Here is a 13,395-nt window from a genome sequence, read left to right on the forward strand (position 1 = left end):
CCGTCCCGCCCGCGCCGTGCGATCCTCCGAGGAGACCGATGACCCGCCCGTCCACCGCCCCGCTGCCGCCGACCCTCGTGGTGATCCCCACCTATGACGAGCGGCAGGCGCTGCCCGGCACCCTCGAGCGGCTGCGACGCGCGGTGCCGGAGGCGCACGTGCTCGTGGTGGACGACTCCTCCCCGGACGGCACGGGGGAGTGGGCCGAGGAGGTCTCCCGACGCGATGCGGCCGTGCACGTGCTGCACCGGGCGGGGAAGCAGGGCCTCGGCCCGGCGTATCTCGCGGGCTTCGCCTGGGGTCTCGAGCACGGCTACGAGCAGCTCGTGGAGATGGACGCCGACGCCTCGCACCGGCCCGAGCAGCTGCCGGGCCTGCTGGAGGCCGTGCGTCGCGGCGCCGACCTCGCGATCGGGTCCCGCTGGGTGCCCGGCGGCGCCGTCCACGACTGGCCCGCCCGTCGGCGGCTCCTCTCCCGCGGCGCGAACGTGTACGTGACGGTGCTGATGGGTCTGGGGGTCGCCGACGCCACCGCGGGGTTCCGCGTCTTCCGCGCCGGGCTGCTCTCGCGCCTGATGGAGGAGGACATCGCCTCCCAGGGCTACTGCTTCCAGGTCGACATGACCCGCCGTGCACGCGACCTCGGCGCCGTGATCGTGGAGGTGCCGATCGACTTCGACGAGCGCACCGAGGGGGCCAGCAAGATGTCCTCCGACATCGTGCGCGAGGCGCTCGTGAAGGTGACCCTCTGGGCACTCGCACGTCGCGCCCAGGGCCTTCGCAAGGCCCTGCGCTAACCTGGCCGTCTCCTCGCACAGGAAGGGAACCGCCGTGACGAGCTCGCCCCACAGCACCCCGGGGGCCTCCGGGCGCCCGACCGACCCCGCCGACCGCCGCCGCTCGCGCCGCGCGAGCGCGATCCCGCTCGCGATCGTCGTCGTGGGCCTCCTCGAGCTCGCGATCCTGGTGCTGATCGGCGTGAACACGAGCCTGTGGTGGTCCGTGCTGATCGTCGTGGTGGGCTGGCTCGTCGGCGTGGCGCTGCTGGTCGCCGCCGGACAGCAGTCCTTCGTGCGCGTGCGCTCCCTGTTCCGTGCAGTGCGCGGCAGCGGCGACGTGCAGGACCACCTCTCGCGTCCCGCCTTCACGATGCTCTCGGCGCTGCTGTTCTTCTTCCCCGGACTGCTCACCGACCTCGCCGCGCTCGTGCTGCTGCTCACCCCGGTGCAGAAGCGCGCCGTCTCCGCGATGGGGCTGGGCAGCGGTTCGGAGCAGGCTCGTACCGTGCTCTACCGCCGCTCCGGCAGCGGCGTGATCGACGGCGAGATCATCGTCGAGAACCGTCGCACCGGCGGTGCCTCCGGCGGTGCCGATGGACGGCGGGGGGATGGCGCCGTCCCGCCGATGATCGTGCAGGACCCGCCCTCCCCGGAGTGACCCGAGCTGCGAGACCGCCCACGGGAAGAGCCCCCGCCCCGCCGTGATCGGCGTGGCGGGGGCTCTTCCCGTGGGCTGGGGGGCTCAGAGGTTGCGGCGCTGGTGGAGCTTGCCGGCGCGCAGCAGCTCGAGGCGCTGGTCGAGCAGGACCTGGAGGTCCTCCTCGCTGCGGCGCTCGAGCAGCATGTCCCAGTGGGTGCGCACGGGCTTGCCCGGCTTCTCCTCGGGCTTCTCGTGGTCGCGCAGCACCGCGGTCTGGCCGCAGCGGCACTCCCACACGGCCGGGACGTCGGCCTCGACCGAGAAGGGGAGGACGATGTGGTGGCCGTTGGGGCAGTCGTAGATTGCCTCCTGGCGCGGTGCGGCGAGGACGCCCTCGTCGGTCTCCATGGAGAGGGAGCCCAGTCGGGTGCCTCGCAGGCTGCGGCTGTTCATGCGGTTCTCGCTTCCTGCCGGGGTACGGGGCCGGACGGGGTGCCGTCCGGAAGGTCTGCGGGGTGTCGTGCGCGGCGACACCCGGAGGTGTCAACGCCTGCGGGGCCGGATCTCTTCCCGGGAGCTGCACGGCCCTCGCGGGTCAGGCGTCGTCGAGGAGCTCGGAGAGCAGGTCGACGCGATTGGTGATGATACCATCCACGCCCTTGACCAGCAGATCCTGCATGGTCACGGGGTCGTCCACGGTCCAGACGTGCACCTCGCAGCCCGCATGGTGCGCGGCGGCGACGGTGTCCCGGGTCACCACCGGGATCCCCTTGTAGGTCTCCGGCACCTGCAGCGCGCCGTAGGGGGCGAGCATCCGGTCGGTGACGGCGAGCGGGGCCTCGAGCGCTCGGGCGGCGAGGAAGCGGCCGATCACGCCGCGGGAGGGGCTGCGCACGGCGGTGACCCCGGTCGCGGCGCGGAGCGTGGCGACCGCACGGCGCACCACGGCGCCGTCGAAGCCGGCCAGGCAGACCCGGTCGGCGCTGCGGGTCCGGGCGATCGCGGCGACGGCGGGACCGATCGCGGAGGGGCTCTTCACGTCGATGTTCAGCGGGACGTCCGGGAAGGCGTCCAGCACGTCCTCGAGCATCGCGAGCGGCCGGTCGCCGGGCAGCCGCACGGCGCCGGCGTCCGTCGCCGAGAGCTCGTCGATGCGGCGGGGGTCGCCCGCGATGCGGGCGAGGTCCTCGTCGTGCACGGCGAGGGCCAGCCCGTCCCGGGTCGCGCGGGTGTCGGTCTCGAGCATGTCCGCGCCGGCGTCGAGGGCGGCGCGGAAAGCCTCGAGGGTGTTCTCCGGCGCCTCGAGCGCGAGGCCCCGGTGGGCGATGCGGCGCGGCCGCGGGCCGGGCAGGAAGCGCGAGGCGGGCGCTCCGGGCCGCTCAGGGCTGCTGCTGGTCGATGAGGGCATCCTCTTCCTCCTCGTCCTGGCCCCGTCGACGCGCGTGGACGGCGCGTCGGGGGCGATGGTCTGCGGTGTCCCGTGCGCCGGACCGCGCCGGGGTCCGGGACGCCGGGGCGGCGGCATGCGGGTCCGACGCGGCGATCGCGCCCGGCGCGCCGTCCTCGTCGGCGCCGGGCGATGCCCCCGCGGCGGCCTCGGCCTCCTCCGCGGCGAGGTCCTGGAACTGGCGGCGCAGGCGGAAGATCAGGGCGCCCGGGAAGAACAGCGCGAAGATCCACCACTGGAAGGCGTAGGACAGATGCGGTCCGAGGCCCGTCTCCGGTGCCGAAAGCGGCAGCGGGCGGTCCGCGGCCGGCTCCTCCTCCACCAGCTCTCCGAAGGAGCCGATCACCACGGCGTCCGTGTCCAGGCCGAGCTGGGAGGCGATCTGGGTGGGGTTGACGGAGTGGGCCTGGCCCTCCGGCGGGACCCGGTCCAGCACCGGCTCCGCCGTCCGCAGACGGGCGGTCACCGTGAGGGTGCCCTCCGGGACGGGCGCCGGATCGGCGGGGGAGCTGGCGTCGGCGTCCTCGGGCACCCAGCCGCGCACGACCATCAGCGTGGTGCCGTCCTCGACGCGGAAGGGGACCAGCTGCCAGAAGCCGACCTCGCCGCCGAGCTGGCGGTTGCGGACGTAGAGCACGCAGCCGGGATCGGTGCAGTAGCTGCCCTGCATCTCGACCGGGGTCCACACCTGCGCGTCCGGGAGCGGAGCGGCAGGATCGGGCATCGCCTCGGCGAGGGGGACGGCAGAGGCGTCGTAGTTCTCCTCGATCACCGCGGCACGGTCGCGCTTGTCCTCGAAGCGGCCGTACTGCCACAGCCCGAGAGACACGCAGACGGCGGCGAGCAGGAGCACGACCACAAGGCCGAGAAGAGTGTCGCGGGAGAGCAGGATGCGGCGACGGGCGGAGCGGTCGGTCATCCGCGATCAGGTGCCGCGGCGCCCGTCCCGTGATCACCGGGCATCGCGTGCCCGGCCCCGTGCAGATGGCTCGCCTGCTCGCCGAGCACGCCGGTGAGGTCCTCGATCCCGAACTGCACCAGCTGCACGAAGAGGATCACCGTCGCGGCGGTGAGCAGCAGGCCGAGGGCCGTGACCGTGATGGTCATCCCCAGCCGCAGCCGCGGCCGGTCCTTGCGGGGCTGTGCCGGCGGGAAGCCGTAGTCCTCGTCCTGGAGATGGTTCTCGGTCCACATCCCGGGGTTGAGGACGGAGACCGGGTACTGCTCGACCCGCGCCCGGGGGCGGGCGCCGCTGGCGGGGACGTCCTCGGAGTCCTGCAGCGGCGCCGCGACCTGCGGGGCGGGTCGGTCGCCCGTCCAGAGCCTCCACCCGGCCGGCACCGGCCCCCAGGAGGGGCCGGGCCGGAAGTCCGCCGGCGGGACCCACTCGTCATGCGGGGGTTCGGGCCAGTTCGGCGGCGGGTTGAAGCGCTGTGCGGAGGTCACGCAGGGACGTCCCAGGAGTAGTTGTCCGAGTAGGAGTCGAAGTCCAGCTTGTTGCCGCCGGCGCGCTTGACGTCGAACAGAATCGTCATCGTGTATTCGTCACCGGCCTTGAAGCCCTCCTCCGGCGTCCAGCTCGCCCCGGAGCCCTTGAGCCCAAAGGTCGGGGTCGCCGGCGAGACGCCGCCGCCGTAGGGGGTCATCACGGTGAACTGGTGGGGGTTCAGCCCGTCGAACGTGCCCTCGGTGACGGTGAGCTTCGCGGTGACCACGAGGTAGTCGCCCTGTTCGCCGGGCTCGACGGTGCCGCCGTACTCGCTCTCGAGCTGATCGGCAGGCTTGTACTCCATGTGCACGGCCATGGTCCCGGTGCCGTCGGTGCCCACGATCTCGACCGGCTTCGCGGAGGGGTCGATGGTGGCGAGGTCGGTCGGGGTCGGCTCGGCCGCCTCCGCCTCGTCGTCGGTGGTCTCCTCGGGGGTCGTCTCCTCGCCGCCGTCGGTGGTCTCCTCCTGGGAGGTGGTCGGGTCGCCGCCGCCGGTCGGCTCGTCGCCGCCGCGGTTCAGCAGGAACACGCCGCCGATGATCGCGAGGACGAGCGCGATGATGATCAGGAGGATGCAGCCGACCCACCAGAAGCGCCGGAGGAAGCCCTTCTTCGGCGGCTCGGCGCCGGTCGACGCGGTCCATGCGGCCCCGGAGTCGGTCGAGGGCGAGCCCTGCCCGTAGCCCTGGGCGGGGGAGCCGGGGCCGTAGCCCTGCGAGGGCGAGCCCTGACCGTAGCCCTGGGCGCCGTAGTCGGCGGGCGAGGCCTGGCCGTAGCCCTGGTCCGCCGAGGCCTGGCCGTAGCCCTGGTCCGCCGAGGCCTGACCGTAGCCCTGGGCCGGGGAGGCCTGGCCGTAGCCGGCCTGCGCCTGCCCGTAGCCCTGGTCGGCGGAGCCCTGGCCATACCCCTGCTCCTGGCCGTAGCCGGACGCGGCCTCGCCCTGGCCCGGTCCCTGGCCGTAGACGGGCGCGGAGGGGGCGCCGTCGTCGGCGGAGCCCTGGGAGTCGTCGGAGGAGCCCTGGGCGGCGTATGCGCTGCCGACCGCGGCGCCACCGGCCACGGCGCCGCCGGCCGCGGCCGCGCCCCAGCCCGCACCGCTGCCGTCCGCGTCCTGGGCGGAGGCGTCCTGGGCCTGCGCCGGCTCGGCGGTCTCGTACGGGGCCTGCTGGGCGAGGCCCGCCTCGAGGTCGGGTCCCGCGTACTCGGCGGTCTCCGAGGCCCCGGAAGTCCCGTCGGCGTCGCCGGCGGCCTCGGGGTCGGTCCCGGCGGTGCGGGGGTCGGTGCCCGCCACGTGCGTCGCGTCCTCGGCGGGCGCGGACTGCTGCGCGGCGTCGGCCCCGGCGGGCGCCGGTGCGGGCGCCCCTTGGTCGACGGGCTCCGCCGCATGCCGCCCACGGGTGTCGTCGGCGTGCGCGCCGGCGGGTGCGCCCTGCGCGGCGTCGGCACCGCTCGGAGCGGCGCCGTAGGGGTTGATCGCGCCGTACTGGCCGGTGGTGCCCTGCGAGGCAGGGGCGTCCTGGCCGGCGGCGTCCTGGCCTGCGGGAACATCCTGGCCGGCGGAGGGGTCCTGGGCATCCGCCGCGGGCTCTGAGGCGGTGGTCACGGGCTGCTCCGACTGCTGTGCCACGTGCGTCTGCGCATCATCGCCGGCGCTCAGCCGCGTCGCGTCGTCCTCGACCGGCGCGGCCTCCTGCGCGGGAGCGGACTGCTCGGCCGGAGCCTGCTCCGGCGCGGCCGACGAGGCTGCCGGGGCGTCGTCGGCGCTGACCCAGAAGTTCCAGCCCTCGGGCGCGGGGCCCCACGACGGATCCGGCTGCCAGCCGGGAGGCGGGCTCCACTGCGGATCGTCGATCGGCCAGTTCGGCGGAGGATTGAAGCGATAGGCCATCGTGGCGCACCTTCCGGAGCTGTGGGCGGGGCCGGGTCCCCCCTCGGGTCCCGACACTCTCTCGCCCCGTATCGTAGAGCACACACCCCTATCGGGCGGCGTCCCCGCCGCGTGCCGACACACCGGTTCCACGCCGCTCCCGCCGCCCCTGACACGAAGGAGTCCGCATGACCGAGAGCACCCCCGAGCCCCGCAGCGTCCTGGTCACGGGAGGCAACCGGGGCATCGGCCGGTCGATCGCGGAGGAGTTCCTCCGCCGCGGCGACAAGGTCGCGGTCACCAGCCGCTCCGGCTCCGGCGGCCCCGAGGGCGCGCTCACCGTCGCCGCCGACGTCACCGACGGCGACAGCCTCACCGCCGCGATCAAGGCGGTCGAGGCCGAGAACGGACCGATCGAGGTGCTGGTCGCGAACGCCGGCATCACCGACGACCAGCTCCTGCTGCGGATGAGCGACGAGTCCTTCGAGACGGTGCTCGACACCAACCTCACCGGCGCCTTCCGCACGGTGCAGCGCGTGATCAAGTCGATGGTGCGCAAGAAGAAGGGCCGCATCGTGCTGATCAGCTCGGTGGTGGGCCTGTACGGCTCGCCCGGGCAGGTCAACTACGCGGCCTCGAAGTCCGGTCTGGTCGGCATCGCCCGCGCGCTCACCCGCGAGCTCGGCTCCCGCGGCATCACCGCGAACGTGGTCGCGCCCGGCTACATCGACACCGAGATGACCCAGCAGCTCTCCGAGGATCTCCAGGACAGCTACCGCAAGGCGATCCCCGCCGGGCGCTTCGCGGACCCGGAGGAGGTGGCCCGCGTCGTGGCGTTCGTCGCGAGCGACGATGCGGCGTACATCTCCGGCGCCGTCATCCCCGTCGACGGCGGCCTGGGCATGGGACACTGATCCCCGTCCCGAACCGACCGATCGTGAAGGTGTGAACCCACCCCGATGTCCTCCTCCGACCCCGCCAGTCGTCTGCTGCTCCTGATGCGCCACGGCAAGGCGGAGAACAGCTCCGGCCAGCCCGACCACGAGCGTGCGCTGGCCGAGCGCGGACAGTCCCAGGCCCGACTGGTGGGGGAGTACCTCGCCGCGCAGAACGTGGAGGTCTCCCGGGTGCTCGTCTCGGACTCCACCCGCACCGCGCAGACCTGGGAGGGCGTCCGCTCGCAGATGCCGGACTTCGACGGCGAGGTCACCTCGTACGAGGAGATCTACTCCGGCGGCCCCTCGGAGCTGCTCTCGCTGGTCCGGGGCGTCGCCCCGGGGCACGCGGTGGTCCTGGTGATCGGGCACGAGCCGACCATCTCCTCGCTCAGCGCTCTGCTGGCCGACGACGACTCCGACGCCGGGGCGACCGCGCAGGCCCGGATCGGCATGCCGACCGGCTCCATGTCCGTGCTCTCCGGCTCCCTGGAGAACTGGGAGGCCCTCGGCGAGGACGCGCTCACCCTGCACACCATCGTCCGCCCCTGAGGCCGACGCGACAGCGCCCGCCCCACCGTCGCGGTGGGGCGGGCGCTGTGCTGTGCGGAGCCGCTCAGCGGGAGGCCGCGGCCTCCAGGTGCGGCCAGGCGTCCAGCAGCGACTCCCCGTCCAGCACCACGTCGGCCATCTCCCGCAGCGCGGGCTTCGCCCGGAAGGCGATGCCGGTGCCGGCGGCGGCGAGCATCTCGCGGTCGTTCGCCCCGTCACCCATCGCCACGATCCGCGCGACCGGCACGCCGTGCCGCGCGGCGAGCTCCTCGAGGGTGGCGCGCTTCGCGGCGCCGTCGATGATCGGGCCGGAGACCTTCCCGGTGAGGCGGCCCTCCGCGATCTCGAAGCGGTTCGCCCGCACGTGGTCGATGCCCGCCTCGGCGGCGAGGGGATCGATCACCTCGTGGAACCCGCCGGAGACCAGCGCGGTCGCCCAGCCGGCCGCCTTCGCTCGGCGCACCAGCTCGAGTGCGCCGGGCGTCGGCACCAGTGAGGAGCGCACCTCGGCGAGCACCGAGTCGTCGAGCCCCTCCAGCAGCGCCACCCTCGCCCGCAGCGACGCGGCGAAGTCGAGCTCGCCGCGCATCGCCGCGGTGGTGATCTCCTCGACCTCGGCACGCACACCGGCGTGATCGGCGACGAGCTCGATCACCTCCTGCGTGAGGAAGGTCGAGTCGACGTCGGAGACGAGCAGCCCCGTCGCGAGGGAGGTCGTCGTGGTCCCGGGAACTGCGGCGCTCACGGCTCGATGACCGTGCCCTTGCCGATCACGGTGATGCCGGAGTCGGTGACGACCCAGCCGCGGGCCCGGTCCTTCTCGGCGTCCAGGCCGATCTGGGTGCGCGGGGGGACGATCACGTCCTTGTCGATGATCGCGCGGTGGATCTGGCAGTGCCGACCCACCGTGACGCCGTCCATCAGCACGGAGTCCGAGACCGTCGACCACGAGTTCACGCGCACCCCGGGGGAGAGCACGGAGCTGGAGACCGAGGCGCCGGAGACGACCACGCCGGGCGAGATGACGGAGTCCACCGCGGAGCCGACGCGGCCGGGGCCGGCGTGGACGAACTTCGCCGGCGGCGCGTTGCGGTGCCCGGTGAAGGTGGGCCACTTGTCGTTGTAGAGGTTGAACACGGGGTGGATCGAGATCAGATCCATGTGCGCGTCGTAGAAGGCGTCCAGGGTGCCGACGTCGCGCCAGTAGTCGCGGTCGCGATCGGTGGAGCCCGGCACGTCGTTGTGGATGAAGTCGTAGACCGTCGCGTCGCCCTTCTCCACGAACGAGGGGACGATGTCCCCGCCCATGTCGTGCTTGGAGGAGTCGTCCTCGGCGTCGCGGGTGACGGCCTCGACCAGCGCGTCGGCGGTGAAGATGTAGTTGCCCATCGAGGCGAGGACCGAGGAGGGGTCGTCGGCCAGGCCCTCGGTCTCCTTCGGCTTCTCGACGAAGGCCTTGATGGCGGTGGGGTCCGACGGATCGGTCTCGATGACGCCGAACTGGTCCGACAGCTCTTTCGGCTGACGGATCGCGGCGACCGTGCAGGAGCGGCCGGACTCGATGTGCGCGTCCAGCATCTGCGAGAAGTCCATGCGGTAGATGTTGTCGGCGCCGACGACGACCACGTACTCCGGCTTCTCGTCGTGGATCAGGTTCAGCGACTGGGCGATCGCGTCGGCGCTGCCGCGGAACCAGTGCTTGCCCATCCGCTGCTGCGCGGGGACCGGCGCGACGTAGTTGCCCAGCAGCGAGCTCATCCGCCACGTCTGGGCGATGTGCTTGTCCAGCGAGTGCGACTTGTACTGGGTGAGCACGACGATCTTGAGATAGCCGGAGTTGACGATGTTCGACAGGGCGAAGTCGATGAGGCGGTAGATGCCGCCGAACGGCACCGCGGGCTTTGCCCGATCGAGGGTCAGCGGCATCAGCCGCTTCCCCTCGCCGCCGGCGAGGACGATGGCGAGGACCTTCTGGGACGACATGGTGCGAGGATAGTCCAATCGTGGCACTCGTCACGCACATCCCCGAGAGCGTGGACGCACCGGGCGGAACGGGCGAACCGGTTCGCGTCGTGCGCCCCGCGCCGAGGCACGAAGGAGAAGGAACCCCATGCGCGTCGATCTGCTCACCAAGGAGTACCCCCCGGAGGTCTACGGCGGTGCCGGGGTGCACGTCGCCGAGCTCACCAAGGTGCTGCGCCCGCACATCGACGTGCGGGTGCGGGCCTTCGGCGCCGAGCGGGAGGAGGAGGGCACCAGCTCCTACAGCACCCCCGCGGAGCTCGAGGGGGCCAACGCCGCCCTGTCCACCCTCGGCACCGACCTGCTGATCGCCGCGGACTGCGGCGGCGCGGACCTGGTCCATTCCCACACCTGGTACGCGAACTTCGCCGGGCACGTCGCCTCGCTGCTGCACGGGATCCCGCACGTGCTCTCGGCCCACTCCCTCGAGCCGCTGCGCCCGTGGAAGGCGGAGCAGCTCGGAGGCGGCTATCGCGTCTCCTCCTTCGCCGAGCGCACCGCCTACGAGGGCGCCGCCGGGGTCATCGCGGTCTCCGCCGGGATGCGGGAGGACATCCTGCGCGCCTACCCCTCGGTCGACCCCGCGAAGGTGCACGTGGTCCACAACGGCATCGACATCGACTCCTGGTCCCCGAACCAGGACACCTCGGCGCTGACCTCCCGCGGCATCGACCCCGAGGCGCCGACGATCGTGTTCGTCGGCCGGATCACCCGCCAGAAGGGCCTGCCCTACTTCCTGCGGGCGGTGCGCGAGCTGCCCGAGGACTACCAGGTGGTGCTGTGCGCCGGCGCCCCGGACACCCCGCAGATCGCCCAGGAGGTCGACGGGCTCGTCAGGGAGCTGTCCACCACCCGCGGCAACGTGCACCTGATCACCGAGATGCTGCCGCGACACGAGCTGACCCAGATCCTCACCCACGCGACCACCTTCGCGTGCCCGAGCATCTACGAGCCGCTCGGCATCGTGAACCTCGAGGCCATGGCCTGCGGCACCCCCGTGGTCGCCTCCGCGACCGGCGGCATCCCCGAGGTCGTCGCCGACGGGGAGACCGGCTACCTGGTCCAGCTCGAGCAGCTCAGCGACGGCACCGGCACCCCCGTGGACCCGGAGAGGTTCATCGCCGGCACCCGCGACGCGCTGGTGCGGATGGTCTCGGACCCGGCACGGGCGAAGGAGATGGGCGAGGCCTCGCGCCGTCGCGCCGCCGAGCACTTCTCCTGGACCTCGATCGCGGAGCGCACCCTGGAGGTCTACCGCACCGTCATCGAGCAGTCCCGCTGACCGACTGACCATCGGCCGTCCCGGCGCGCGCCGGGACCGGCGAGCTCAGCCGAGCTCGTCCAGCACGATCCGCTCGATCGCCTCGACCAGCGCCGCGCGCGCCGCCTCGTGCAGCTCGTCGAGCAGGCCCCGCCGTGCGAGCGCCTCGGAGAGGTCGATGGTGTGGCCGTGGCCCTCCTCGATCTCGGAGCGGGTCAGCAGCAGGGTGCGGGAGGCGAGGACCAGCAGGTGCGCGGCCGCCCCGTCGACGTGGCGCGGCAGGGCGGTGGAGATCCAGCTGGGCGGGATGCGGGCGGCCTCGACCGGCTCCTCGGGCACCAGGTCCAGGTCGATGCTCCCCTCGGCCGTGCGGCGCAGCGCGCGCAGCAGCTCCTCACGGGCGCTGCCCGAGGTCGCCGCCGGCGGGACCTGCGCGCCGAGCGGCGCCTCGACCTTCACCCAGGTCACCGCGGTGACCTCGCGTCCCTCGACCTCGACCGGGGTCAGCACCGGGACGAGGGTGTGATCGGCGATCCCGGCGCCGGTGACGATGATCGCCTGCTCCGCCTCGAGGGCGAGCGGCACCACCGGAGGCGGTCCGACGAGTCCCGCGAGCCGGCCGGGGGCGGGCAGCACCAGGCGCAGCTGGGCGAGCGGCAGGCGGCGCAGCGCCGTCATCCACTCGAACAGGTCCGTGCCCTCGCCGGAGGGTCCGGAGCGGCCCACGCCGTGGCTCATCCGGGCGGCGTCGTCGGGCCCGAGGTCGCCGCGCAGGTAGGCGGCGGTCCACTGCATCAGCACCGCCGCCCGGGGGAGGGCGACGAGATCACGCCCGGCAGCGGCCTCGCTCACGAGCCGGCTCCGTCCGCGCCGCCGGGCGCCTCGTCGTCGGCCGCGCTCGACTCGTCGGCCGCGACGAAGACCGCGCGCCGCGCGGGGACGTCCACCGTCTCCAGCCGCACCCGCACCACGGTGCCGACCTCCGCGTCCATCGGCACCCAGGCGGTCACCGGCGGATCGGTCAGCTGCACCTCGACGCGCAGCGGGGCGCCGGAGCCGTTGCCGTTGCCCTCGCTCGCCTCGCGCCGCTCGATCACCGTCGCGTCGAAGGTCTCGCCCTGCCAGGCGGCGAGCGCGGCGGTCTCCACGAGCTCGCGGGCGGCCCGCTCGAGGTTCCCGGCCTGCGCGCCGGTGGACTGCATCGCCTCGGGGATCTCGCCGAGGGCGGCGAGCAGCTCCTGCGAGGGGCTGCGGCCCTGTGCATGGTCCAGGCAGACCAGCAGCACGAAGCGGTCCACGAGGCGACGAAGCGGGGCGGTGGTGTGGGCGTAGGGCGCGGCGATCGCGGCCTGCACCGGGTCCTCGGGCACCTCCTCGGGACGGGTGAACGCCGCATAGGAGGCGCCGCGGAACAGGGAGGTGGCGTGGTTCAGCAGGGCCAGGTGCGTCGGTTCGCGCCAGTCCAGGGAGCGCAGGAACTCCCCGTACTCCACGTCCTCGCGCCAGGGCACGCCGAGCACCTCGCTCTGGCGACGGAACCGGTCCACGGCGCGCTGCTCCGCCGGCGGCATGGTGCGCAGGATCCCCGCGCCGTGCTCGAGCATCAGGCTCGCCGCAGCCATGCCGGTCATCAGCGAGAGCTGCGCGTTCGCGTCCTCGATCGGGTTCATGCTCCGCCAGGTCAGGCGCACGTGGTCCTCCTCGGCCACCACCTCCTGCTCGGGCACGTTCAGGCTCGCCCCACCGCGCTCGGCCTCGAGCGCGGTGCGGAGGTCGCCGATCTCCTGCAGCAGCACCATCATCGGATGGCCGTGTCCGGCGTCGAGCTCCTGCTGCACCTGGTCGTAGGCGAGCTTCGAGACGGAGCGGACCAGCGCCCGCTCGAGCCCGATCCCGACGACCACGCCGCGCTCGTCCAGCGTCAGCTCCCACACGAAGGCGGGCGCGGTCTGCTCCGGCAGCAGGGAGGCGACGCCCTCGGAGAGCACCTCGGGATGCAGCGGTATGCGTCGGTCCGGGAGGTAGAGGGTCTCCCCGCGCCGCCGAGCCTCATGATCGATCACACCGTCGAGGTCGACGAAGAAGGGCACGTCCGCGATCGCGTACAGCACCCGGTACCCCTCCGTGGTGCGCTCCAGGTGCATCGCCTGGTCGAGGTCCGTGGAGCTTGCCGGGTCCAGGGTCACGAAGGGCACGTCCGTGAGATCGCGTCGGTGCGCCCCACCTGCCGCGGCATCTCGCCCCGCGGCCTCCTCGGCGGCGGCGAGCACGTCGGCGGAGAACTCGAGCGGCACGTCGCCGTCGTGGTCCGCCAGGAGCGCGTCGATGCCCTCGCGGAGGTCGTCGGCGGCGACCGAGCCGCGCGGTGCGAGCAGGGAGACGGGACGGTGCGCCACGGGGACC

The 13,395-nt window shown here is 73.4% G+C and carries 14 protein-coding genes; 5 read left to right on the plus strand and 9 right to left on the minus strand.

The window, feature by feature from the left end:
- Window positions 1-38: 38 nt before the first annotated feature.
- Together Y09_RS00785 and Y09_RS00790 are read left to right on the plus strand one after the other, a co-directional pair.
- Window positions 39-797, plus strand: a complete 759-nt coding sequence (locus tag Y09_RS00785) for a polyprenol monophosphomannose synthase (RefSeq protein ID WP_053915761.1) — start codon at window positions 39-41, stop codon at window positions 795-797.
- Between the two features lie 34 nt (window positions 798-831).
- Complete coding sequence (locus Y09_RS00790) at window positions 832-1,437, plus strand: FxsA family protein (RefSeq protein ID WP_053915762.1); 606 nt, start codon at window positions 832-834, stop codon at window positions 1,435-1,437.
- Between the two features lie 84 nt (window positions 1,438-1,521).
- Here Y09_RS00790 and Y09_RS00795 read toward each other — a convergent pair whose 3' ends face one another.
- The 5 genes from Y09_RS00795 to Y09_RS00815 form a co-directional block, all read right to left on the minus strand.
- A complete protein-coding gene (locus Y09_RS00795) occupies window positions 1,522-1,872 on the minus strand; it encodes an RNA polymerase-binding protein RbpA (protein WP_010551569.1) in 351 nt (116 codons plus the stop codon).
- Window positions 1,873-2,014: 142 nt separating this feature from the next.
- Window positions 2,015-2,827, minus strand: a complete 813-nt coding sequence (locus Y09_RS00800) for a glycerophosphodiester phosphodiesterase (RefSeq protein WP_053915763.1) — start codon at window positions 2,825-2,827, stop codon at window positions 2,015-2,017.
- Window positions 2,799-3,785: an SURF1 family protein gene (locus tag Y09_RS00805; protein ID WP_053915764.1), complete on the minus strand. Its 987-nt coding sequence runs from the start codon at window positions 3,783-3,785 to the stop codon at window positions 2,799-2,801. The genes Y09_RS00800 and Y09_RS00805 overlap by 29 nt, the downstream gene beginning before the upstream one ends.
- Window positions 3,782-4,312: a hypothetical protein gene (locus Y09_RS00810; protein WP_053915765.1), complete on the minus strand. Its 531-nt coding sequence runs from the start codon at window positions 4,310-4,312 to the stop codon at window positions 3,782-3,784. Before Y09_RS00810 ends, Y09_RS00805 begins: the two co-directional genes overlap by 4 nt.
- Window positions 4,309-6,243: a hypothetical protein gene (locus Y09_RS00815; protein WP_053915766.1), complete on the minus strand. Its 1,935-nt coding sequence runs from the start codon at window positions 6,241-6,243 to the stop codon at window positions 4,309-4,311. The genes Y09_RS00810 and Y09_RS00815 overlap by 4 nt, the downstream gene beginning before the upstream one ends.
- 167 nt (window positions 6,244-6,410) lie before the next feature.
- Here Y09_RS00815 and Y09_RS00820 point away from each other — a divergent pair, with 167 nt between their 5' ends.
- Both Y09_RS00820 and Y09_RS00825 read left to right on the plus strand, forming a co-directional pair.
- The gene (locus Y09_RS00820; RefSeq protein ID WP_053915767.1) at window positions 6,411-7,136 is read left to right on the plus strand and encodes a beta-ketoacyl-ACP reductase; all 726 of its coding nucleotides are present in this window, start codon (window positions 6,411-6,413) and stop codon (window positions 7,134-7,136) included.
- 45 nt (window positions 7,137-7,181) lie between these two features.
- Window positions 7,182-7,709: a histidine phosphatase family protein gene (locus Y09_RS00825; RefSeq protein ID WP_053915768.1), complete on the plus strand. Its 528-nt coding sequence runs from the start codon at window positions 7,182-7,184 to the stop codon at window positions 7,707-7,709.
- Window positions 7,710-7,773: 64 nt separating this feature from the next.
- On the opposite strand, the gene serB is transcribed toward Y09_RS00825, so the two are convergent.
- Both serB and glgC read right to left on the minus strand, forming a co-directional pair.
- Window positions 7,774-8,454, minus strand: coding sequence for a phosphoserine phosphatase SerB (serB, locus tag Y09_RS00830; RefSeq protein WP_053915769.1), 681 nt, complete (start codon window positions 8,452-8,454; stop codon window positions 7,774-7,776).
- Window positions 8,451-9,692: a glucose-1-phosphate adenylyltransferase gene (gene glgC, locus Y09_RS00835; RefSeq protein WP_053915770.1), complete on the minus strand. Its 1,242-nt coding sequence runs from the start codon at window positions 9,690-9,692 to the stop codon at window positions 8,451-8,453. Before glgC ends, serB begins: the two co-directional genes overlap by 4 nt.
- Before the next feature lie 127 nt (window positions 9,693-9,819).
- On the opposite strand from glgC, the gene glgA reads away from it, so the two are divergent.
- A complete protein-coding gene (gene glgA / locus Y09_RS00840; RefSeq protein WP_053915771.1) occupies window positions 9,820-11,013 on the plus strand; it encodes a glycogen synthase in 1,194 nt (397 codons plus the stop codon).
- Window positions 11,014-11,058: 45 nt separating this feature from the next.
- Here glgA and Y09_RS00845 read toward each other — a convergent pair whose 3' ends face one another.
- On the minus strand, window positions 11,059-11,844 hold the full coding sequence (locus Y09_RS00845; RefSeq protein ID WP_053915772.1) for a hypothetical protein: 786 nt from the start codon (window positions 11,842-11,844) through the stop codon (window positions 11,059-11,061).
- Window positions 11,841-13,388, minus strand: a complete 1,548-nt coding sequence (locus Y09_RS00850; protein ID WP_053915773.1) for an RNB domain-containing ribonuclease — start codon at window positions 13,386-13,388, stop codon at window positions 11,841-11,843. The genes Y09_RS00845 and Y09_RS00850 overlap by 4 nt, the downstream gene beginning before the upstream one ends.
- Window positions 13,389-13,395 lie beyond the last annotated feature (7 nt).

This window comes from Brachybacterium sp. SW0106-09 (assembly GCF_001293905.1).
GTDB classification, from domain to species: Bacteria; Actinomycetota; Actinomycetes; order Actinomycetales; family Dermabacteraceae; genus Brachybacterium; species Brachybacterium conglomeratum.